This window comes from Lysinibacillus sp. NPDC096212 (genome assembly GCF_044763105.1).
In the GTDB taxonomy this organism is placed as follows: domain Bacteria; phylum Bacillota; class Bacilli; order Bacillales_A; family Planococcaceae; genus Lysinibacillus.
Genome location: NZ_JBIWFQ010000001.1, coordinates 16,536 through 39,577 on the forward strand (window position 1 = coordinate 16,536; position 23,042 = coordinate 39,577).

The 23,042-nt window shown below is 35.3% G+C and carries 22 protein-coding genes; 8 read left to right on the forward strand and 14 right to left on the reverse strand.

Going from position 1 to position 23,042, the window contains the following annotated elements:
• Positions 1-8: 8 nt before the first annotated feature.
• Complete coding sequence (locus ACIQ7T_RS00110; protein WP_402867980.1) at positions 9-1,679, reverse strand: GspE/PulE family protein; 1,671 nt, start codon at positions 1,677-1,679, stop codon at positions 9-11.
• Positions 1,680-1,697: 18 nt separating this feature from the next.
• A complete protein-coding gene (locus ACIQ7T_RS00115) occupies positions 1,698-3,065 on the reverse strand; it encodes a VanW family protein (RefSeq protein WP_402867982.1) in 1,368 nt (455 codons plus the stop codon).
• A 309-nt stretch (positions 3,066-3,374) separates the two neighbouring features.
• On the opposite strand from ACIQ7T_RS00115, the gene ACIQ7T_RS00120 reads away from it, so the two are divergent.
• Genes ACIQ7T_RS00120 through ACIQ7T_RS00130 form a run of 3 tightly spaced genes read left to right on the forward strand, consistent with a single transcriptional unit; the run spans position 3,375 to position 6,061 of the window.
• On the forward strand, positions 3,375-3,827 hold the full coding sequence (locus ACIQ7T_RS00120) for a type IV pilus modification PilV family protein (RefSeq protein WP_402867984.1): 453 nt from the start codon (positions 3,375-3,377) through the stop codon (positions 3,825-3,827).
• Positions 3,820-4,389 (forward strand): PulJ/GspJ family protein, encoded by a 570-nt coding sequence (locus ACIQ7T_RS00125; RefSeq protein WP_402867986.1) that lies wholly within the window; start codon positions 3,820-3,822, stop codon positions 4,387-4,389. The genes ACIQ7T_RS00120 and ACIQ7T_RS00125 overlap by 8 nt, the downstream gene beginning before the upstream one ends.
• 22 nt (positions 4,390-4,411) lie before the next feature.
• Positions 4,412-6,061 carry a hypothetical protein gene (locus ACIQ7T_RS00130; RefSeq protein WP_402867988.1) on the forward strand — a complete coding sequence of 550 codons (1,650 nt, stop codon included), beginning with the start codon at positions 4,412-4,414 and terminating at the stop codon, positions 6,059-6,061.
• A gap of 153 nt (positions 6,062-6,214) precedes the next feature.
• Here ACIQ7T_RS00130 and ACIQ7T_RS00135 read toward each other — a convergent pair whose 3' ends face one another.
• From ACIQ7T_RS00135 to queF, 7 genes are all read right to left on the reverse strand, one after another.
• A complete protein-coding gene (locus ACIQ7T_RS00135) occupies positions 6,215-7,750 on the reverse strand; it encodes a DUF7305 domain-containing protein (RefSeq protein ID WP_402867990.1) in 1,536 nt (511 codons plus the stop codon).
• Entirely contained in the window at positions 7,751-8,203 is a 453-nt protein-coding gene (locus ACIQ7T_RS00140; protein ID WP_402867992.1) for a type II secretion system protein, read from the reverse strand. It abuts the gene before it with no gap.
• 11 nt (positions 8,204-8,214) lie between these two features.
• On the reverse strand, positions 8,215-8,658 hold the full coding sequence (locus ACIQ7T_RS00145; protein ID WP_402867993.1) for a type IV pilus modification PilV family protein: 444 nt from the start codon (positions 8,656-8,658) through the stop codon (positions 8,215-8,217).
• Positions 8,659-9,001: 343 nt separating this feature from the next.
• Complete coding sequence (locus ACIQ7T_RS00150) at positions 9,002-11,107, reverse strand: DUF2339 domain-containing protein (protein WP_402867995.1); 2,106 nt, start codon at positions 11,105-11,107, stop codon at positions 9,002-9,004.
• A 94-nt stretch (positions 11,108-11,201) separates the two neighbouring features.
• The gene (locus ACIQ7T_RS00155) at positions 11,202-11,453 is read right to left on the reverse strand and encodes a phage holin (RefSeq protein ID WP_370075099.1); all 252 of its coding nucleotides are present in this window, start codon (positions 11,451-11,453) and stop codon (positions 11,202-11,204) included.
• Between the two features lie 359 nt (positions 11,454-11,812).
• Positions 11,813-12,448: a queuosine precursor transporter gene (locus tag ACIQ7T_RS00160; RefSeq protein WP_402867997.1), complete on the reverse strand. Its 636-nt coding sequence runs from the start codon at positions 12,446-12,448 to the stop codon at positions 11,813-11,815.
• Positions 12,448-12,948 carry a preQ(1) synthase gene (gene queF / locus ACIQ7T_RS00165; protein WP_402867999.1) on the reverse strand — a complete coding sequence of 167 codons (501 nt, stop codon included), beginning with the start codon at positions 12,946-12,948 and terminating at the stop codon, positions 12,448-12,450. The genes ACIQ7T_RS00160 and queF overlap by 1 nt, the downstream gene beginning before the upstream one ends.
• A 318-nt stretch (positions 12,949-13,266) precedes the next feature.
• Here queF and ACIQ7T_RS00170 point away from each other — a divergent pair, with 318 nt between their 5' ends.
• From ACIQ7T_RS00170 to ACIQ7T_RS00185, 4 genes are all read left to right on the forward strand, one after another.
• Positions 13,267-13,584 carry a GntR family transcriptional regulator gene (locus tag ACIQ7T_RS00170; protein WP_370075338.1) on the forward strand — a complete coding sequence of 106 codons (318 nt, stop codon included), beginning with the start codon at positions 13,267-13,269 and terminating at the stop codon, positions 13,582-13,584.
• 3 nt (positions 13,585-13,587) lie between these two features.
• Positions 13,588-14,454 (forward strand): ABC transporter ATP-binding protein, encoded by an 867-nt coding sequence (locus tag ACIQ7T_RS00175; RefSeq protein ID WP_402868001.1) that lies wholly within the window; start codon positions 13,588-13,590, stop codon positions 14,452-14,454.
• On the forward strand, positions 14,451-15,134 hold the full coding sequence (locus tag ACIQ7T_RS00180; RefSeq protein ID WP_370075102.1) for a hypothetical protein: 684 nt from the start codon (positions 14,451-14,453) through the stop codon (positions 15,132-15,134). The genes ACIQ7T_RS00175 and ACIQ7T_RS00180 overlap by 4 nt, the downstream gene beginning before the upstream one ends.
• 91 nt (positions 15,135-15,225) lie before the next feature.
• Entirely contained in the window at positions 15,226-15,828 is a 603-nt protein-coding gene (locus tag ACIQ7T_RS00185; RefSeq protein ID WP_370075103.1) for a DUF7010 family protein, read from the forward strand.
• A 207-nt stretch (positions 15,829-16,035) separates the two neighbouring features.
• Here ACIQ7T_RS00185 and ACIQ7T_RS00190 read toward each other — a convergent pair whose 3' ends face one another.
• On the reverse strand, positions 16,036-16,593 hold the full coding sequence (locus ACIQ7T_RS00190; protein WP_370075104.1) for a hypothetical protein: 558 nt from the start codon (positions 16,591-16,593) through the stop codon (positions 16,036-16,038).
• 156 nt (positions 16,594-16,749) lie between these two features.
• Positions 16,750-18,105, reverse strand: a complete 1,356-nt coding sequence (locus tag ACIQ7T_RS00195; protein WP_370075339.1) for a YjiH family protein — start codon at positions 18,103-18,105, stop codon at positions 16,750-16,752.
• An 896-nt stretch (positions 18,106-19,001) separates the two neighbouring features.
• Here ACIQ7T_RS00195 and ACIQ7T_RS00200 point away from each other — a divergent pair.
• Positions 19,002-19,406, forward strand: coding sequence for a hypothetical protein (locus ACIQ7T_RS00200; RefSeq protein ID WP_402868004.1), 405 nt, complete (start codon positions 19,002-19,004; stop codon positions 19,404-19,406).
• Positions 19,407-19,552: 146 nt separating this feature from the next.
• On the opposite strand, the gene glnA is transcribed toward ACIQ7T_RS00200, so the two are convergent.
• The 3 genes from glnA to ACIQ7T_RS00215 all read right to left on the reverse strand — a co-directional run bounded on the left by glnA (position 19,553) and on the right by ACIQ7T_RS00215 (position 22,844).
• A complete protein-coding gene (gene glnA / locus ACIQ7T_RS00205; protein WP_370075106.1) occupies positions 19,553-20,887 on the reverse strand; it encodes a type I glutamate--ammonia ligase in 1,335 nt (444 codons plus the stop codon).
• An 83-nt stretch (positions 20,888-20,970) separates the two neighbouring features.
• Positions 20,971-21,345 carry a MerR family transcriptional regulator gene (locus tag ACIQ7T_RS00210; RefSeq protein WP_370042727.1) on the reverse strand — a complete coding sequence of 125 codons (375 nt, stop codon included), beginning with the start codon at positions 21,343-21,345 and terminating at the stop codon, positions 20,971-20,973.
• Between the two features lie 248 nt (positions 21,346-21,593).
• Positions 21,594-22,844 (reverse strand): methionine gamma-lyase family protein, encoded by a 1,251-nt coding sequence (locus ACIQ7T_RS00215; RefSeq protein WP_370075107.1) that lies wholly within the window; start codon positions 22,842-22,844, stop codon positions 21,594-21,596.
• Positions 22,845-23,042: the final 198 nt, after the last annotated feature.

Here is a 23,042-nt window from a genome sequence, read left to right on the forward strand (position 1 = left end):
TTCACATCCTAATCTACATTTGCTACACGCAATACTTCTGAAGTAGTTGTTAGTCCTTCTACTACTTTTAACAACCCATCTACTAGTAATGTGTAATAGCCTTCTTGTTTCATATAATCGCGGATCACACTATCGCTACTTCGACTTAAAATCATTTCTTTAATATTGCGGTCGATTGGTAAAATTTCATGAATAGCCATCCTTCCACGATACCCTGTTTGATTACACGAAGGGCAGCCTCTTCCTCGTCTACCACGTGTTACACCTTCAATGCCGTTATTACGCATTATTTCTAATTCATGGTTGGTAAAAGTATAGTCTTCTCCACAGTCTCGACAAATTCGTCGTACTAAGCGCTGTGCCATAATTCCTACTAGTGAGGAGGATAATAAAAACGGTTCTATCCCCATATCCTGTAGTCGAGAAATCGACTCAACTGCGCTGTTTGTATGTAAAGTACTTAAAACTAAATGCCCTGTTAACGAGGCACGTACTGCTATTTGCGCCGTTTCGAAATCCCTAACTTCACCTATCATTACAATATCTGGGTCTTGACGCAAAATTGAACGTAATCCAGTTGCAAAAGTTAAGCCTACTTCTTCTTTCACTTGAATTTGGTTTATCCCATCAAGCTGATATTCAACTGGATCCTCAACTGTAATAATGTTGACACCCTCTTCATTCAAGTTAGTTAAAGCAGCATATAATGTTGATGATTTCCCTGATCCTGTAGGGCCGGTAATGAGCAGAATCCCATTCGGATTGGCAATCATGTTTCGAAAAAGGGCCTCGTTTTGCTCTGTAAAGCCAAGCTTGTCAATAGAATTCGCTACATTGCTTAAGTCCAAAATCCGCATCACCACCTTCTCTCCATAAACAGTTGGAAGTGTAGAAAGACGAATATCTACTGGCCTGAAATTAACATTCGTTTTAATGCGTCCATCTTGAGGAATTCGATTTTCCGTAATATTTAAATTCCCCATAATTTTAATACGGGCTAATACTATATTTTGCATATGTTTCGGTAACGAACGCTCTGTTCTCAAAACGCCATCCACTCGATAACGAACCCTTAACTCCGTCTCCTGCGGGTCAAAGTGGATATCGCTCGCACGTTGGGCAACTCCGTTAGCAATGATCTGATTAACTAGGCGAACAATTGGAGAATCCTCTCGTTCAATTTCCTCCTGTGTTTCAGCAACTGTCGCACCTATATCGAGCAATGCAGCTTCCATAGATTCTTGCAAATCATAGTATTTCGTTAGCGTACGATATAAATCATCCTTAGCCGCAATACTCGTTTCGATTTGGCAGCCCGTCGCCATACGTACTTCTTCAATTGCAAAATAATCCATCGGGTCAGCCATCGCGATAAACAGTTTATTTTTTTCACGACGGATTGGAATAATATTTGTTCGTTTAGCGAGTTCAGCCGGAACAAGCTGAAGTAAATCCGGGCTGATAGAATATTGATTCAAATGAATGTGTGGGATTCCTAGCTGAAACTCTAGTACTTCGATTAACTGTTGCTCGGTTAGAATATTTTCTTTTATAAGAAAATCGCCTAATTTCTCATCTTTTGTTTTGTTTGTAAGAGCAAATTCTAATTGCACATTTGTAATAACACCAGATTCGACAAGTAAATCACCTAAGCGTTTTCGTCCAGTTTTTACGACCATTCGCGTTTGCTCCTCTCTTTACGGGCTAGTTTGTATAAAATTCCCACCTTTATCGTAGTAGCCGTATACAATTTCAGGGTCATTCGGGTCTGTTGAAGTATTTGTACTATCTGTAGATGTATCTTTATTCGTTTTCGCATTATTGCCGGATTTTTTATTTTCAGATTGTGTATCCGGTAATCCATCTCCGTCTAAATCCATTTGTAAGTCTGGATCACTCGAGTCGGAGTTTCCGCTACTATTTTCAGTAACAACAGGCTGTCTTGAAGATTTCACAATAATTTTATTAACTGGTGGATAATAGTCACGGCTAACAAGTTCATCCGTAGTGCTACCATTTTCTGAAATCGAGCGATAAACTTCGACCCGCACGCCTTCTTGACCTTTTTGAATAACTTCTTCTCTACCTATTGGTAAATCTTTAGAATAGCGAGTAATGACTCGAGGTTGTATGATCTTATCTTTACTAACACGAACTGAGATTTCTTTTTCTTTCTTTTGAGCTAGTAATTCCACTTTTAAAGATTCGCCTTCTACTGTGAGTTTTAATTTATTCGGTTGATCCGAATGGTTTATAAATTGCAAATCTTTATCTAACGCTCGATTTACCCTAGCATCCAAACCTTGCTGTAAATAATTTGGCTTCTCTCCTTGGGAATGTCTCTCTGAAATCTCATAATCGGTTTGAAGAGCAACATGATAAAGCATAGAGGCTACGAAATTAATCGCTTCACTATCTGATTCTTCATATTTTTCTTCTATTATTGCTAAAAAAGAAAACGCTTCATTCGGTAAAACAATAGATTCATTTAACAAATTCGCTAATTTATCAACACCCATTGCATTTGTAGGGATTTCCTCAATTGATAGAGCTAAACGCTCCGATTCTATTAAATGAGTATCTGCAACTGTTGCAGCGACTTCGTGACTTTTTAAATTGGAAGCTTCGGTGATAATCGTATTTAAAGTCTTTTCAACTTCCCATACACCAGTAGCCTCAAGCTGTTTCTTCACTTGATCATCAACTACCACATGTAAGGGTATATGTACTACTTGTCTTTGCTTCCAGAAAGCAAGCCAAGACCTGTCAGTTAAACTATGATATTCAGCCATCGTACTCTCTACATCAAATACAAACAGTTTAGGGTCAAGTGAAATCGTAACCTTAGCACCTTCTACATCGATAGGAGCCTCTTGCCAAGTATTTATGGCCTCTCGTAAAGCATTTTCAATGGCATCATCTTCTAAGTCCTTAACTGATATTCCACCGATTGTAGATTCATCCCCTTTAGCTAATGCTCTATCAATAATTAAATTTGGTACCCAGACTGTTAATAAAATGATTAGAACAGCTACTGCTGAACCTATTTTCAAATGTAATTTCATAGCCTTACCACCTTTACAAATATACCCAAAAATAAAATGCCTAATTACTCATATATCTCCATTACTTTTTATTCATATTTTTACCATACAGCATACTAGATATTATTTAATGAGTCTTTTTAACTAAAAAAAGTTAAAATTTTATGAACTAAAAATTATTAATGTGTAATTAAAATCATTAATAATACATTGTCAATAAGGTAAACACCCTATATAATGAGGTTATATTTACCTACATATTTCCGAATCAAGCCTATTAAATCAACTTTTCTAGATAAAAAAAACTATTAGATCGGAGGTGAGTTTTTTATGTTGATAAAATCACAGAGAGGATTTTCTTTAATCGAAGTAGTTGCATCACTTGTATTAATATCCATTATTCTCATATCCTTTGCCCAAATATTTATATCTACTAATAAAACAGCCACAGTAAATACCGAAAAATTAGTCACTGTAAATTTAGCCGATGCTGCATTAGCTAAATTAAAATCTGACCCACTTACCAAAATAGCTACAAAAGACTTAAATGATTATTTTAAAGATACCGGTGAACCAGATGCCAAAAAGAAAAACCCACCTCTCGAGATAAATTTAAATGGAAAAACATATACAATTACATATACCCCTAGTCAAAATTCTAATAAATATGTAAATTCAGATTTCACAGAAAAAGATTTAAATCTAATAAAAGTAGTTGTAACAGTAACTTCTCAAAATGGAAAAACAAAAGGCTCGTCGGAAGGATATGTTTCAATTGAATAAATATATTAAGAATCAAAATGGTTTAACACTAATTGAATTACTCGCAACGATTGTTATTCTAGCAATCGTCTCCACCCTTATCTTTTCTATCCTTGTGAAAACTTTAGAAACTAATCAAAATATTCAACAAGAAACTATGCTTAGAGATGAAGCAGATCTAATCATAAGTAAATTTATTAAAACCCTCTATACAACAAACCAAAGTCATATTGTAAGGAATATCAGTAATCAATATATTGAAGTAACCAATGATCTGTCTAAATGTAAAAAAAACGATGATGGTAAATGGACTGTTACTAGCGAATGTGAAAAGACTCTTGAGCCTATAGGATTTAAAACTGAAAATAGCACTACATATATCTATTTTAAAAAGGAGAAATATAAAGTTCAAAACAGCCACATTGAAATTTCTAAAAATTCAGAAATAACAGGAAACCCTGCAGTTGAATCCATTTACACAATCAATTTAAAGCTTGAGATTATAAAAAAACGTTCAGGTAATGACCAAACAAAAACTATGGAATTTAAAAATCGGATTCAACCTATTGTAAGCTCAAAATAGTTTAAATAAAGGAGATTGTCATATGAAAATTTTCCGGCAAAATGAAAATGGCTATTCATTGTTAATAACATTTGCAGTCATCATCATCTTCACTATACTCGGTTTGAGTCTTATCACTTTAACGTCAAGCGGTATTACAAAAAACAACACTCGAGAGGAAGTAGTACAAGCTCAAGATTTATCAGATAAAGGGATAGACTATGCCGTTAATGATATTCAAGCTGTTCTAAAAAAAGAAATTAAAGATAAACCAATGGGAAAGACTGCATTCGAAACCTTCCTCGTTAATACCTTGACTGCTGCAAAGCTAAGTTGCTCGCAAGGCATTAACATCCCTGCAGAAAATGCTAATCAAACAAACGTCTGCATCGAGAAAGTAGAACTAATTTCAAATGAAGAGAAGGATCGTTATAAACGCCTAGTAACATTTAAAAGTACTGGAAAAGTAAATAGTAAAGAGCATATTACATATTCACAGATTATTATCGGTACAGATGCAATTCCAGATCAATTACGCTATGCTGTTTCAACGAATGACGAGGGGAATCTTTATTTACATGGTGGTGTTGAAATTCAGGGAGATATTAAAACAGATGGTCATTTAATTATCTCTGAAAAAGCCCATTGGCTAAAAAATAATATTGCACAATGGCCAGATAGCGTTTTTCCTAGAATAATTCCAGACTCTAAAAGTGTTACCCCAAAAATAATTATGAGAGAATCAGAAAAAAATATATATTATGTAAATAATACTGTTGATTATCCCTCACACATATCTGGCAATACAAACTATTTAAACGGTTCTAAATATATAAAATTCCCCCCTTCAAATCCTGCTACAAAAAGCGAATTACAGAATCGTTTGTTTTTAACAAAAAATGTATCCCTTGTAACAAAAAGCCTACCTGGAGATAATCTTGAAATAACAGAGAAAGTTATACCTTTGTATACAAATAAAAATTATAATAAAAACTATTCTACTGGCTTAAGTGTCTCGAACACAAATCACGAAACATCTAAATTTAATAGAGACAATATAATTTTCATACATGGAGAAAAAGAAGAATGTAATACTTGGGGTTTATTTGGATGCAAGAAAACCCTCGATAGAGGAAATTTTAATATTAATGGAAGTGGAAAAACCTTAAATTTGTCGGGCACCTATTTTATTAATGGAGATTTCATTGTAAACAATACTAATTTACGTAGCGATGCCATGCTATATGTAAATGGTAACGTCGATATTAAGGATAGTACTTTAAATGGAATAAATTCAAATAGCACCCTCTTTATTTTCGCAACAGGGGACATTTCAATTAGTAATATTTCTGTTGATAGTGCTACGCCTAGTATGCTTAAAGGCTTTTTCTATTCAAAACAAAATATGATTATGTATGGCGTTGGCTCGAATATTAACTTGTATGGAGGAATTTCTGCAAAACGAACGATTCTAACTGCAGTACGTGGCAATAGTCAAAACTATACTTATGAAAGTTCTAAAAACCAAAAAGAAACCGTTATTACAAATGGTGTTGAAGTACCTAAAAGAAATTCCAGATTGAAAATAACCTATGACGAAAATTTAATATCTCAATACACATCCTTTAAACGTGATGAAGAAGAAGAATTTATTACTGAATTGAACGAACCCGAGACAATTAATCGTTATTAAAATAAGGGTTGTTTAGAAAGTCTGATTTCACACAGTCATTTTAAACAACCCTTTTCCAATATTTCCTCAAGAACCGTCCCGACAAATCGAAGAGTATAAGCCTTTTAAAAGCTATACAGTTAGGCTTAATGCGCGTTTATTTATACGTGATATTTAGTCTACTTCAAGCATACCATTAGAAATTGTTAAATTGTTATTTTCTTCAAAAATTAAGCCACCATTTGATATTGTATCTTCAATCGTTTTCTGTTTGTAAGTAACAGCTGGATCTCCACTAGTCTTTACTGTATGAGCCATTATTCCGCCTATAACTGTTCCTGATCCCCCCAATAAGACTCTTGCGTTAGGGGCATATATATATAAGTTGTGATTATAAGACCCTCCTTCAATAGTGATATTTGTTCCACCTGCATATATATTTCCTTGTACACTACCAGAACCATCAATTTCTATATTGGCTGATTTAGCATATATAGAGGCTTTTGTTCTTGTATTACCAGTAAAATTCATCGACGAAGTGCCTGCATAATATATACTTAATTGGCCTATGTCCCCTGTATTATTCATACTTGAATCCCCCTCTAAATCAAAAGCATTCTTTATATACAAAGTTAATTTACCACTTCCTATAATATTTAAATGACCTTGAGAGAAGTCAAAGTTATCTATAAATAAATTTTTGTCTGAATTACCAACATCAATCGTTAATGTATTATTCGAAGCAACCATAAGCGTCTTTACGTACATATCCTGAGAAATCGGAAGAATACCACTGAAATTTGGAGTACCATTTATCTTTCTATCCCCATCAATCTTAATTGAATTTTTATCTAACGAGAGTTGTCTTTGCTCCCCACCGATTGTAACTTGTATTGAATTCGTATAGGGTCTTGTGCTTAAATTAGAAAATTGATTATCTGGGAAAGGTGGTAATATATCTTCAGGAAATGCAACATTCCCTATAATCTCATTTGTAATATTGATCCAGTCTGGTTTTGAAAACTTATCTGAAGTTGTTCCAATTTTTCCATTAATTTTTGTTTCATCTTGTGTAATATCAATATTCCCACTTTCAGATACAACATCCCCATTAAACTTACCGCCCCCAAGTTCGATGTTTTCAATAGCGTGGATAGCAGCGGCATTTGAAAAAGTAGGGCCAGTTTCCGTTCCACTTCCTAAATTAAATGTAATTGTTTGCACTACGGTTCTTGTTTTCTTTCCAATATAACCAACAGATGTTATTTTATATTGCAAAGGTTCTGTATTTTCTTGAACAATTGTTACATTCGCAATAGGTTTTTCTTTAAATTGTTCATCAAAGGTGACTGTAGCAGTATATGATGATTGAGTATTCTCTTCAAAGATTTTTTTTAAGCTACTTTCAAATGCATCTATAAAATCTAACTTAAATTTTTCCGGCTTTCTTTTATCAAGAGGTAGCTTATTGAAATCCTTTCTATTTTGATCATATGTAATTTTAGCTAATTGTTCTACTTTGCTTTTTGTACTGTTTAAACCACCTTCTGCAATGAAAAATACAGATTGGTCATCTCGCTCACTAGTAGAAATCTTTAATGAATTTGCAGTAAGTGTTAAAAGCATAATTCCAAGAACTGATAGTAAAGCAATTGCCAAAATTGCTAAAAGTAACGAATACCCATTTTCTTGTTTTAGATATTTAAACATCTAGCTACCTCCTCTGAAATATATAGTTGATGAAAAGGGCTTATTATTTGGCGTTGTAATATCAATAATTATATGACTCCGTTTATCTTTAATTTTAAAATCAAGTACATTCACTGCAATTATTTCATCATCCCTTGCAATTGTCTGATTATTCCGATGAAATACGTAGTTATATTTTTGATTATTTTGATTATTCGTTAATATATATTCTGTACAATCATCAAAGTCTTTCGTAATAATTTCTGTAGATTTACGAGTATCTTTAGTGACAACTTTCAAAATATAGGTTGCATCAGATAATTGTACACTCGATTTCATTTGTTTATCGCTAGTATTCATGCCATTCGTTAAGATCGACATTAGAACAATAGAAACGAGCGTAACTATTATAGTAACAGCCAAAACTTCTAGTAAGGTCACGCCTCTCTCATTATGAAATTTAGACATACGCACTACCTCTTTCCTTATAAGTTAAAGATATTTTGCACTTTTGCTTTTAATATCTTCCCTCTTGAATCATAGACTTCGATAGTAATCCTAACTGTTTTTTCCGGCGACATATCTTCAGCTCTCACTATTATGATTTCCTTATTTTTAGCATTTACGGGTGTCACTTTATACTGAGTGGTATTACCGCTCGATTTCTCTTCATCCTTTTCGTATGGAAAATCAGATTCCCAAGTTTCGATTTTGGTGGATTTGAAGTAGTTATACATTTTCTCCATTTCCTTTTGCGCTAAATAGGTTGCATCAATAATTTGTTCAGAGCTTTTTCCTGTTTTATTCGATTGAATGAGTAAGCCAAAAAAGGATAATAAGATGATAGTTATTATAACTAAAGAAGCAATAACCTCAATTAAAGTGAATCCCCCTTGACTGTTAAATAATTCTCTATTTTTACGCTTCATTTCCGCCCTCCTTCTGCCGATAATACTTTTATTTATATAAGATATCAATAAAAGTCTACTAGTCTTAAACACTATAATAACAGTGCTTACAGTAACTAAAGTTTCCTAGTTATTTAATTAAATACTATTTTATGATAATTACACTATTCCATATATAAACAATATTTACAAGACCACTTCTTCATATGAATATATATATTTTTCAAAATTTTCCATTCCTAATAATATGTAAAGCGAACTACGTTTAAATTACAATAAAAAGCAATACGATGTAAAAAAACGTTTACCCAAAATTAAGGTAAACGTTTTTTGTGAAAACATACTTAGTGTCTAAATAATTTATTCATTTCCTCAACAACCTACCCGACAACAGCAACCCAACCCCACCAATTGTAATAAACAGGACAGCTCGTATTAGTAAGTCTAACGCGGACAAATCAAAGAATATAAGCTTAATAAACGCAATAACTAAGATGATAAAACCTGTTATGCGTAATGTTCGTAAGTTGCGCACTTTGCTAAGCCAAAGCGAGATACTTGCTGTCAAGAATAATGTAATCGTTGAGAAGGCAATGCTTAGCTTCCAATCAAGCAAACTGTTGTAGGAAAGCTGGGATATGAGACCCCAAACAGATATCATCGTAAGCACCACACCTGCACTTACAATTGGATCAAGAAGTTTCTCTATTTGCTCTTGATAGCTTTGATAAATGCGCCCTTTCATCAGTAAATCGATCATAATTGCTACGATAACAGCAATATATACGATTCTTGTCACTATATTTAACCACTCGACACCTTGCATATTGTACGGAATAACTTCAAGCATTATTGTAAAGAGAATGAAAAATACACTAAGGACTGGCGTTAATGCGCGCCCTTTGTATTTTGTTGGTACTAAAAGCGATCCCACGAAAAGTAAAGCGAGGATTATACACATTAGATGCGGAATATTACCAGCACCTGCAAAGTACGTTCCATCTAGCTTTCCGATATAAGCTAAGAAATAACCAGTCGTTATTACTGCTAAAAAATCAATCACATATAGTTCCTTCATTACCTTTTCAAATGCAGTCTGTGTCTCTTTTGGACGTCTTGCATATACATAAATAATCAGGAGATATATTCCTGGCATGATCAAGCTAACATGGTCTATGCTGAAAAATGGTGTTGGCTCATGAATTATAAAGCTTAAAGCGAGTGTAATCATAAATAAAAATGAGCTGACAACCTTCATCATACTAGCTCGTAAACGTAAACTCATCATTACGCCCGCAAAGGTAATGAACGGGATGAGCAAATGATCCACTTTCTCCGGGAAATTCATAACTAGTAACGTATTACATAGTGTAATAAATGCGAGTGTTACGGCACTATCAAATGCCTCCTGCCATTTTTGCTTATAGCCATAACCCGCTAAAGCTGCAAACAAGAAAACTAATATGAGTAATAGTGCTTCACTATATTCAATAGGACTAATGATAAAGTTCAAGAGCAATAAACTAAAGGCTCCTAGGCTAAATTGAAGTCCAACGTGAATATATTTCAATTTAGACTCTGCATTATATAAACGGCACCAACTCGTGTAAAAAATAGATAAAACAACAAGGAAACCTATTGCAAAAACAGCTCGATTGTCATGATTCATAAACGCTATAATGCTGACCGCTAGCACTGAGAAAAAGGTTGCTATATAGAGCGCCAATTTCTGCTTGTGTTGATGAATGACAAATTGCAGCATCGTAAATAGGACAACCACATAGATTAAAATAATTATTGGACTAAAATCCATATATTCTAGTAAATAAGGTAGTAATAATGAAGTAAACGCTACAAATATTGTTAGTACTTCATTTTTCTTTAAATAGCTAATAGCAATACCGTAGCCGATATAAACAACGGCAATAACAAGTGCCATCGTTAAACCGATGATTTCATACAATATCGCACTAGCCGCTGTTGTTAATATGCCAACAATAAACGCTCCGCCGTACAAAGAAATCGTGATGGCTGAGGATCCTATTTTTTTATGCTCCAACACATAAGCTGTTGCTGCTAAAGCAAGCGATAATGCGTAGGCGAGGATGATTTTAACCTCATTCGATAAATAGCCATAATCACTCACAAGCTTAAGACCCCAAAGCACCCCCATCACTAAAATTACCATAAATACTTTTGGAAGTGCCCACATAATATGCTCTTCCAACGTTCGCTGTGGCTCCATCTTTTTTTCTGGAGCTGGCATTGTTTTTGGCTTTGGTTCCAAGTTTGGATTTGGCTTTGGGTTTTGCGCTAGTTTTGGCGTAGATTGTTCAATAATGGATTTTCTGGCGTTCAATGTACTTGTTTTAGCAACAGATTGCCGACGCTTTAAGCCCTCTAATTCCTGCCGTAGATCCATCATTTCCTGCTCGAGCGTGGCAACCCTCCGCTCCATTTCAAGCGACATTCAATCATCCTCCCTGCATTATCAATTTTTTAACATTATAACATATTTATCCTTATTGTAAAATTACACTTTTGATTTATTTTTACTCCCCTGTTTATCTAGGTCTTCGATACATTAAAGCACGTTGACTATCACTGGTTCCCCGCGTTGTTGGATCTACAACAACTCCTAATAAAACGAAAATTGATAATACGATATTTAAGATGGTCATTGCCTGATCACTCATTGCACTCGTTAAATCGTAGCCAAAAATAGCTGCTACTTGTTGTGCGAGTAATAAAATCAACGAAAATAGCGCAAGTAAAAATGGTTTATGCTGAAAACGGATCATCCAGTTAATTCTCATATATACTCACCTCCTCCCTTCTCATACACAGTATATGCTCCGCCGCATTACTGCACATATGCTAAAATGGAGCTATAAACGTAGAATAAGAGGGATTCTTATTCCACAAATATTATGAAGTACAAATTTGCAACGCTAGTTTTCGCAAAGCACACACTAAAAAGCCATCTCAGGTATGAGATGGCTTCTAGTTGTTGAAAATCTATTATGTTAATGAAATTAAGTATAGCTCTTCGGCAAACTAGGGGTTAATTTCCGTTCCGATTGGGCGTTGTTATTGCTAAAGCAGAGAGTTACGAAGGTAAACGACACAACACTTCTTATATCCCCATTTTTGTTTTTCATCACTTTGAATCATCTCAATAATGAGATGGTTCAAAGCCTTTACGTTTATCAAATCTTCGCGCAACGAAAACTAGCCCATAAACAAGTGGAGTTGCTACAACGGACGCAAAAAATTTAAACAAATACTGTGTTATAAATAATGTCAGTAACACTTTAATTGGCATTATTCCATAAAAGGCTATCGTAATAAATAATGCCGTATCGATGAGTTGGCTTAGCATCGTAGAAGCATTGTTTCGAAGCCAAAGCTTACCGCTTCCATGCTTTTCCTTAAATTTATTAAATATCACTACATCCAAATTAACACTGACCGTATAGGCTACAAGACTTGCAATAATGACGCGCATACTGCCGCCGAGAATTGTCTCAAACTCCTGTTGATGACCAAAGGCTTCTGCAGGTGGTAGTGCAATGGCAATCGCGATAAAGCATGCCGCAAACACCTGTGCCATAAGCCCTGTTCTTACCGTGCGACCGCCCGCTTCCTTGCCATATACTTCACAAATTACATCAATAAGAGGATACGTAAAAATAATTAAAATCGCTGCTGCGGGAAGCATTATCCATTCGCCTATACTAAACACTTTAACAGCTAAAACATTTGCTAAAATTAAAAACCCTACAAACAATCCATTTAAATAGTAAAGCATCAGCGATTATCTACCTTTTCAGGATACAAATCGTGGTTCATCAAACGATGCTCCGCCATTTTTTCATATTTTGTGCCCGGGCGACCATAGTTACACCATGGATCAATGGATAGGCCACCACGTGGCGTAAACTTGCCCCATACTTCAATATAGCGTGGCTCGATCAGCTTAATTAAATCATTCATGATGATGTTAACACAATCCTCATGGAAATCCCCGTGATTACGGAAGCTAAATAAATAGAGCTTTAAAGATTTACTCTCTACTAGCTTTTTATCTGGAATAAAAGATATATACATTGTCGCAAAGTCAGGCTGCCCTGTCATTGGACATAGACTCGTGAATTCCGGACAATTAAATTTCACAAAGAAATCGTTTTTCGTATGTAAATTGCCAACTGCCTCAAGTATCCCCGGAGAGTATTCAAATAAATACTTTGTGTTTTGGTTACCAAGTAGGGTTAAATCCTGTAATCCTTGTTCTTCATTTCTTCCTGCCATAAAAATGCCTCCTCAAGTTGTGAGAAGTCCATTACGCATTAAATCTAATAAAAAAAACGCCATATCCGCATTTTTGGGATATGGCGTAAATGACGTCATCCATAGTTTTTTATAGAGGGTATGCGCTATGAACCTCTTTCTTATTCGCTAGTAATATTAACTTAATGAATGCATTCCGTCAACTAAATTTTTCATAATTTAGCATTGACAAAAATATCCTATCGTTATATGGTTAGTTACATAAGTAATTAACCAGTTAACATAAGGAGGTGGATTGTAATTCACTCTTTAAATAGCGAAAAGCCCATTTTCCAGCAAATACGCGAACGAATAGAGGATGGGATTTTAGATGGCCACCTACAACCAGAAGATCGCATTCCATCTACAAATGAGTTTGCAAAGGAATATCAAATTAATCCCGCAACAGCTGGAAAGGGCGTGAACGAATTAGTGGACAAAGGCGTAATTTATAAAAAACGAGGCGTCGGTATGTTTGTTAGTGCTGACGCTCGCGAAATATTAATTGCGGAGCGTAGAGAAAATTTTTTTAATCAACATATAGAGCCATTGAAGAAAGAAGCAATAAGATTAGGTATTTCAGATGTAGAATTACAAAATATGTTACAAAGGGGTTAACGTATGAAAATTGAAGTGAGAAATGTTAGTAAATCATATAGACATAAGGAAGCTTTAAAAAATATCTCTTTTACAATTGAAGGACCTAAAATCATTGGGTTTTTGGGCCATAATGGCGCTGGCAAAACTACATTCTTAAATTTATTATCAGGACTTATTGCTACAACTAACGGGAACATCACTGTCAATGGAGAAAATGTATTTAATGTACCTTTAACTCTACGTGATATTTGTTTTGTTGCAGAGAGTGAAAACTTTCAAGAGGAAATGACCATTGCACAAACGTTAAAGGCGAATAGCTTCTTTTATCCAAAATGGGATGGGAATCTTGCAATGGAGCTACTAGAAGTTTTTGCTCTAAATCCAAAAGATAAGGTTCGCAGCTTATCAAAAGGAATGGTGTCTGCGTTAGGCATTATTACAGGATTTGCGAGTAATGCAGGTATTACGATCTTCGATGAGCCTTATATCGGACTTGATGTTGCTGCTCGAAATACTTTTTATGATTTATTGATTGAACAACAAACCGAAAATCCAAGACTTTTTATTTTGTCTACACATTTAATTGATGAGGCAAGTGGGCTATTTGAAGAAATACTTATTTTACACGAAGGACAATTACTGCTTCAGAAAACATCGGAACAATGGCATGAGCATATTGTTGCAGTAAAAGGTAGTGCTTCTGATGTCGAGCAAGCAATACGTGGTCTAGAAGTTATTTACAAACATACATTTATGCAGGAGCTAACTGCAATTGTATTCGCTGATGGTCAATCCATTGAAGGACAGAATATTATGCTTGAACGTGTTTCATTACAGGATATGTTGGTGTATTTAAGTAAACAGCAGAAAGCGAGGGCTATTAAATGAATACAGTAAAGGGTAGTTTGTATGTATTATTTCAAAGCTATAAAAAACAAATTATAACTTTTTGGTGCATTTTATTTTCAATCGTCCTATTTTCGCTTTTCATAGATACTTTTTTTGAACTTCATAATTATTCTTTTTCCATCATGATTTCTATACCTGTTTATATCTTTTCCAGTGTCATGGCAGCAAAGTTACTAAATAAAACCTTGTCTTATTTTTTAAGGCTTGGTTTATGTCGCATGCAATTTATGTTCAATGTGGGGTTCTTTTTCATCTGTTGGAGCTTAGTAGGTGCCTTCATAATTGGTTGTACACAAAAAATAATTACTTTCGTTTCTAACATATTCATTATTCATCCTATTTTATTTTTTAATAATTCCCCATCATTTTTACAAACGATGGCATTGGATACTGTTTTACTGCTCTTCTTCCTAACAGCTGGTCTTTTATTGAATGTTGTCTTTTATCGCTTAGGAACTGTTGGTGGTTACAGTTTTATCGGGTTACTAGTCTTAATTCCCATTGTTACAATTATCTTCAAGTGGTATTCTTCTTTGTTTGACCTACTATCAAATATATCTACCTTTACTTTATTAAGTAGTTTATTAATTTTTAGTATATTACTTTACTCAATCATAACAATGGCAATCCGAAATGCTTCGGTCAATCCAGCAGCATAATTCTAGAAGCATTTCGGAATCCTGTTTATTACGATAACTATAAGCTGTTATACTATGAGAATTTATATTACTTTAAGAAGGAGACATTAATATGAGGATACCATTTGTACCTAATAATGTTATGGTTCATAGGGATAGGTTCGATTTTATACAGCAATATCGCGGCGGTGGTTTTATGCTCATAGCTGGTTCTATATATTGGCTGTTGGCATTTGCATTAACTTACGTTCTTGATGAAACTTTATTAACCAAGGTTTACATATGGGGTGGTTTATTAGTCCCGATAATAGGAAGCCTATTTTATAAATTGTTGAAAATGAAAGCAAATCCAAGCCAGTATACATCATTGGTCGGATTTGCTTCAGCGATAACTGTTTGTTGTTTTCCAGTACTGTTATTAGTTAATCAATTAGATTCGACAAAGATATTGCCAATCCTTTGCATTATTAACGCCACACATTTAATCATTCTTTGTTGGGTTCATCTAGAGTATCTATATTTCATTATGGTGATGGTGGGTGTGTGCCTCAGTATGGCGTTCATCTATTCCATCCCAAGTGTATACGTACACTTTATTTGTTTGATATGGGGGTTAATCTCCCTAATATTTGGAGTAATCATTCATATTAATTCAAAAATACCTCTCAAAGGCTATGATTATCAAATTATAGATGAAAAAGTGTATGGTATATAAAAAGTATGAGCATTTGACTTAACAGGTAGGAGAAGGCCTTATTGCTAGATGTTTTTGTCAAATACCATTAAAAAGTATCGCCTAATTTTATATAATCTGTATCACCAAATAAAAAGCATTGGGAAATCAATACCCAATGCTTTTTCGATGTTTTTAAGTTTATTGAGTAAAATCACATCTTGAAGTAAAGGACTTGGCATTTTTATATTAACCCTGTTCATCCTCTTGCGTTGTGTAGTCAATAGAATTGGCTATGTCTACTAAAACTTCAGGTGTTACCTTATTTGAAACCCTTTTATCAATCCACAGCATATATTGCCAATCTTCTCTTTTAAATGCAAGTACATTGAAACCTGAAATTTCCATATAATTTGAAGTCGTTCCGTTTTTCAACTTGTATGTCTTTACTATATTTTCTTTTTTAGATGGATACTTAAACTGAATAGGTCGAACCGTTATTTTATAATGATGCTCAGGAAGTTGATGATTAATAAATGTCGCTTCAAAAAAATCGTTCATGTCACCATCAAGATCATTAAAACGACCAAAATGATGTGTAAAACTAATAGAAGGTACTCGAAGTGGTAGCTTTAGCCCTTGATGATAGTGCCGTTCAAAATCGGAGGCAGCTGCTTCAACCGTTTTATAGCCTATTTCAGGATAAATTTCTTCATAAGAACTGAGCGAATCATTGATATAGGCATCACTTGGTTGAGAAAATAATAAATAACAGGAACTTAAGCAGAGAGAAAAAATTCTGTCCATTTTATCACCTCAGTATCACTTTAAGTGTAGTTTTTCCCAACTCAATGAAATTATGTGTCAAGTTGTATTCTGTTCAATTTATTCTTTTAACACGCATTTAGATAAAGAAAAAAGCAATTGTTCGCGTTAGTAAATTCGAACAATTGCCTTTTTAGTCTAAAAGAGTATATGTGCAACTAATGCTGCGATTGGTAGTGAAATAATCGTACGTATTAAGAAAATTACAATTAGATCTAAAAATTTAAGTGGAATCTTTGTACCTAAAATAAGTCCACCGACTTCAGACATATAAATAAGCTGTGTCACAGAAACGACAGCAATTACAAATCGTGTAGTGTCAGCTTCAATCCCTGCCCCTAAAATTGAAGGTAGGAACATGTCAGCAAAGCCAACAACCATCGTTTGTGCTGCCTCAGCTGCTTCTGGTAAACCAAGCACTGTTAAAATAGGTTCAAACGGCTTTCCTAAAAATGCAAAAACATTCGTGAATTCAGCAAGCATTAAAGCAACCGTACCAAAAGCCATAACAACCGGTGCTACACCAACCCATAAATCCAAAACATTTCTAATTCCATCTTTCAAAAATTGACGTGGGTCACGATTTGCATGCGCAACGGCTAAAGCATTTTCTAAGCCATGTGACACAGAATTATAGCCTTCTGGTAATTCCTCACGCGATGGATCTACTGGTGTACCGTCGATATAAGTATCTTCTTTGTTAGAAAGTGGGAAAATTCGTGGCATTACTATCGCTAACACAAGACCACAAAGGACAACCGTTAAGTAATATGGAATAAAATAGCGTGACAAATGCACTGTATCTAACACTACGATACAGAATGTGATGGATACTACCGAGAAGCTCGTTGCAATAATGGCAGACTCTTTTTTCGTGTAGTTCCCCATTTCATATTGCTTACTCGTCATAAGAACACCAATTGTTCCATCTCCAACCCACGATGTAAGTGCATCAACCGATGAGCGACCAGGGCTTTTAAAGAGAGGACGCATGATTTTTACCATCATCGTTCCGAAAAATTCAAGCAGGCCGAAGTTTGTTAAAAACGGTAATAGAATGCCTGCAAATAAGAAAATCGTGAATAAAAATGTTACTAAACCATCGTCTGGGTTCATTAATAATCCACCAGTATTTTCATTATTAATCGCCGATGGTCCAAAATCAAAGACAACCATTGAGGCAAATACTAAACCAATGACTCTTATAATTGTCCAAAACCAATTTACATAAAATAATGTCTCTAAAATACTAGGCTCTTTTGAATTATTTCGTGGAATAAATTTGGCAATAAGTGAACCAATTGCCGAAATCGCGAATATAATTATAGTAAAATAACTAATAACCGGAGCAACAAAACCTGCTAGTAAATTTGCTAAAATAGCAATTGGAACTTTCCATCCATCTTCCGTTAAGACTGGTGTCATAAATAACAGGACACCAATAAGAGACGGAATTATGAAGAAAAAGTATGTAGAAAAAGGATATTTTTTCATCATTTAAAGCCTCATTTCTCTAGGTTTTTTCGAAGTTTTATACATCAAGCTTGTTAGTTATGGACTGATCAATTATGCCTCGGCATAATTGCGTCCGGAATCGGCTTTGTGCTTAGGCCTGCGTGACGCAGGTCAGTTAGCCGTTATCGCATGGATGCGATGATCTTAGGCTAACATCCTATGTGAACTCCTTTCCGATTCCGTGACATCCGCTAAGAAATGTATATCTATACTTTAATCAGCGGGAATTTCTTATTCCTCACTGAACATTAGTCTTTACCTCTCAGGCATTTACGAGCCGTTAATCTCCCACCTATATTCTTTACTTTCGCTGAATTTCGATGCGGGATTCTTGTACCTGACGCTTCGCTTTTGATACAGATCAATTACTGTCGTTAATGCGAGATAAAGATAGAATACGGATAAAATAAAAAAACATCCCTCTAAAAAGTAATAAAGGAATGTCCAAACATACTTTTTTATAATTAACATCCGCAATGCAAAATCTCTATTCTTTAAGTCATAGCTATAAAATATCATAAACCAACAATACATCGGTTAATTCTACAACAAAATGCATTTTTATTCAATCCATAAAAATTTGTTATTGTTATAATTCTCTTTTAATTATCCACACTTCTTCTTAGTATCATTATCTTTCGACAAAGATCAATTAAGCCTTGCATAATTGCATCCGGAGGCTTTAACTTCTCTCAGCAGGTGTCCAAACATCCGCTGAGAGAAGTTAAAGCTTGGTGAAACTCTCCATTAATCATACCTATTTTGATTGCCTAAGAGATTTAACTAGCCCTTAATAGGCATACAAATAGACCATACCGTCTTTCATCTCATATGTTAATTATGAACCACAACTTATCAAAACAGGAGGTTTTACCATGCATAGACGTATGCATCATCATCATCATCACGCAGGTCCACATTGTTGTCCACCGCAGCATTGCCCAACTCAATTTGAACAACCACATTGTTGTCCACCAGAGGAATATGTACGCACTAATTACATCCATACGGTCGTACCTCATGTACAACCAGCACATATTACAACAGTTAACAAACATATAATTGATCATCAATATCATTTCCCTTGCACTGAATGTGTAGTGGAAGAATGTTGCGAAACACACACACTTTGCGAGATGCCACCTGAGCCTTGCCATATGCCACATCATCATATGGGACATCATCATATGGGGCACCATCACATGGGCCATCATCATATGGGTCATCATATGTGCCATCCTATGGATCATCATATGGGTCATCATCATATGGGCTATTAAAAAATATGCGATGAGGTTAGTAATACCTCATCGCTTCATTTTTTTATAGCATACTCCTATGAAAATACCTATTTCTATCTTTACTATCGATCTCTTAATTTCATAAGAAAAACCGAGCACCTATACTAGGCACTCGGTTAATATTTTTAGTACATTTTTAAATATTGATCGCGTTCCCATTGGTGTACTGTTGTACGATACATGTCAAACTCGATTTCTTTTGCTTCTTTAAAGTTTGCATAAATATGCTCACCTAAAGCTGCTTGAGCTACTTCATCTTTAGCAAGTAATGCTAAAGCATCATCAAGTGCTGGTGGTAAGTTTGCGATACCATTCGCTTTACGCTCTTCATCAGACATCACGTAGATGTTTCGATTAATAGCAGCTGGTGGTGTTAAGTTTCGACGGATCCCTTCAAGACCAGCTTCTAAAATAACAGCCATCGCTAAATACGGATTAGCAGATGGGTCCACAGAGCGTACTTCTACACGAGTTGAAAGACCACGTGCTGATGGGATACGGATAAGTGGTGAACGGTTTTGAGCTGACCATGCTACATAACATGGCGCTTCATAACCTGGTACAAGACGTTTATAAGAGTTAACTGTTGGATTTGTCACAGCTGTGAAGCCTTGAACGTGGCCAAGCACACCTGCCATGAATTGCATTGCTGTTTCAGAAAGGCCTAATTCAGTAGATTCATCGTAGAATGCATTCTCTTTACCTTTAAATAACGAAACATTAAAGTGCATACCAGAACCCGCTTCACCGAATAATGGCTTCGGCATGAATGTAGCATGTAGACCGTGTTTACGTGCAATTGTTTTAACAACTAATTTGAACGTTTGAATATTGTCACAAGCTGTGATTGCGTTTGCATATTTGAAGTCGATTTCATGTTGTCCAGGAGCTACCTCATGGTGAGACGCTTCAATTTCAAAGCCCATTTCTTCTAGCTCTAATACGATATCACGACGGCAGTTTTCGCCAAGATCAGTTGGTGCTAAGTCGAAGTAACCACCGTGGTCGTTCACTTCTAATGTCGGTTCACCTTTTGCATCTAATTTAAATAAGAAGAATTCTGGCTCAGGTCCTAAATTGAAGCTTGAGAATCCCATATCTTCCATTTTCTTAAGGATACGTTTTAAGTTGTTTCGTGGGTCACCAGCAAATGGCTCGCCTTTAGCAGTGTATACATCACAGATGAAACGTGCTACTTTCCCTTTTTCAGAAGTCCAAGGGAACACTACGAAAGAATCTAGATCAGGATATAAATACATATCTGATTCTTCGATACGTACGAAGCCTTCAATGGATGAGCCATCAAACATCATTTTGTTTTCTAGTGCTTTGTCTAGTTGGCTTACAGGAATCTCAACGTTTTTGATTGTGCCAAGAATATCTGTAAATTGTAGACGTATAAAGCTTACGTTTTTTTCTTCGATTAGACGTTTAATGTCCTCTTTAGTGTATTTACCCACAGTTTTCCACACTCCTATAAATTGTCTAGCTTTTTATTATTACCCTACTCTATTAATAAAGAAATGAATGATGTTGCTTTTTATTAATAGAATCGAGATAAATCCCCACGTCGGATGGATGATTTTTGCATGCGCTGCGCTTGACGCACTTCTTCACGCATGATGTGACGTAATTCTGAGTCACTTAAATCACGTTCATCTGTTGAAACAGGTTCATTCTTTTTAGCGAACAGCTTTTTAATTTTCGCCATGTTCATACCCTGATCCAAATAATCTTTAATTTCCAGCAGTGTATCGACGTCATTTAATGAAAACATTCGACGGTTGCCTTCTGTTCGGTGCGGCTCAATTAAATGGTGTTCTTCATAATAACGAATCTGACGTGCCGAAAGCTCTGTCAATTGCATTACGATATTCATAGATAATAACGGCATAGTTCGTCTAATTTCACGACTCATTTAAGTCCCCTCCAATACCTGCTAATAATATAACGAAAAATTTACACTGTCAACCACTCATGTAAGGTTTCCTAACATGAGATAAAATAATTTTTTTGAACTGACGAAAAATTGTAAAAAACTAAGTTTATGATCCTAACGTAGGAGTGATTTCTGCTAATATACGTTTTAACAAAGGTCACCTTCAACTTTTCGTCCATCAATAAAAAAACTATTCAAAATGGAAGTTTTGAATAGTTTTTCGTTACCTATTTTTGGATTTTTTGAACAGCACTACAAATTGCAAATTTTACGTGCTCGTATGTTAACCCACCTTGAATAAATGCTGTAAATGGCGGACGAATAGGACCGTCTGCTGTCAGCTCAATACTTGAACCTTGAATGAATGTTCCAGCTGCCATGATGACATCATCCTCATAGCCAGGCATATACGCCGGTTCTGGTGCATAATGCGCATTAATTGGTGAGTTCGCTTGAATTTCACGGCAAAAAGCAATCATTTGTTCCGCGGTTTGGAAAGAAACCGATTGAATTAAATCTGTACGATTAGCATCATAGCTTGGTGATGTATTCATGCCAATTTCCCCTAGCATAGCAGCTGTGAAAATGGCACCTTTTAATGCTTGAGATACTACATGTGGTGCAAGGAAAAATCCTTGATAGAAGTCACCAAGCGTATTTAATGTTGCTCCTGCTTCAGCACCAATACCTGGTGATGTCATTCGATAAGCACATTTTTCTACTAAATCTGCACGCCCCGCAATGTAACCACCAATTTTCGCTAAGCCTCCGCCAGGATTTTTAATGAGCGAGCCTGCTATTAAATCAGCCCCAACCTCGGTCGGTTCCTGTGCCTCAACAAATTCACCGTAGCAATTATCAACGAAAATAACCGCATTTGGTGCTAATTCACGGATTTTTGCACACATTTCTGTAATTTGCGAAATGGTAAAGGATGGGCGTGTTGCATAGCCTTTCGAACGTTGGATAGCAATCATTTTTGTGTTTGCTGTAATTGCAGCTGCAACACCTTCCCAATCGATCTCTTGATTATCGATTAAATCCACATGGCTATAACCGATTTTATAATCTTTTAACGAGCCAGTATCCTTATCGCCACCATCAACTATTGATTGCAATGTATCATACGGCTGACCCGAAATATAAAGTAATTCATCACCTGGACGTAGTACTCCGAATAAGCTAAGTGTAATTGCATGTGTACCAGAAATAATTTGCGGACGTACAATGGCAGCCTCCGCTCCAAAGACCTCTGCATAAACTCGTTCTAGATTGTCACGCCCCTCATCATCATAGCCATAACCATTAGACGGGTGCAGATGATAATCACTAACTTGATGCTTTCGGAACGCAGCAAGCACTTTTTGTTGATTGAAGAATGCCATGTCTTCTACCTTTGCATGAAAAGGGCGTACCTTTTCTTCTATTTTAGCAGCTAATGCTAGTGTTTCTTCTGATAAATTGGTTGTAAAAGTCATTATGTTCTTCTCCATTTCACATTTGTTCAAATCTTATCTTATCAATTTGTGAGCTTGCCTGCAAAGCTTGCTAATTTCATTAGGCACTAAGTTAAATGACCAACTAAATCTATTTAATTCTGTTATAATAAGGTATTTGATATCTGATAATTCCGAATCAAAAGTCGATGCTTTTCTTTGCAAAAACTTCTAGATACA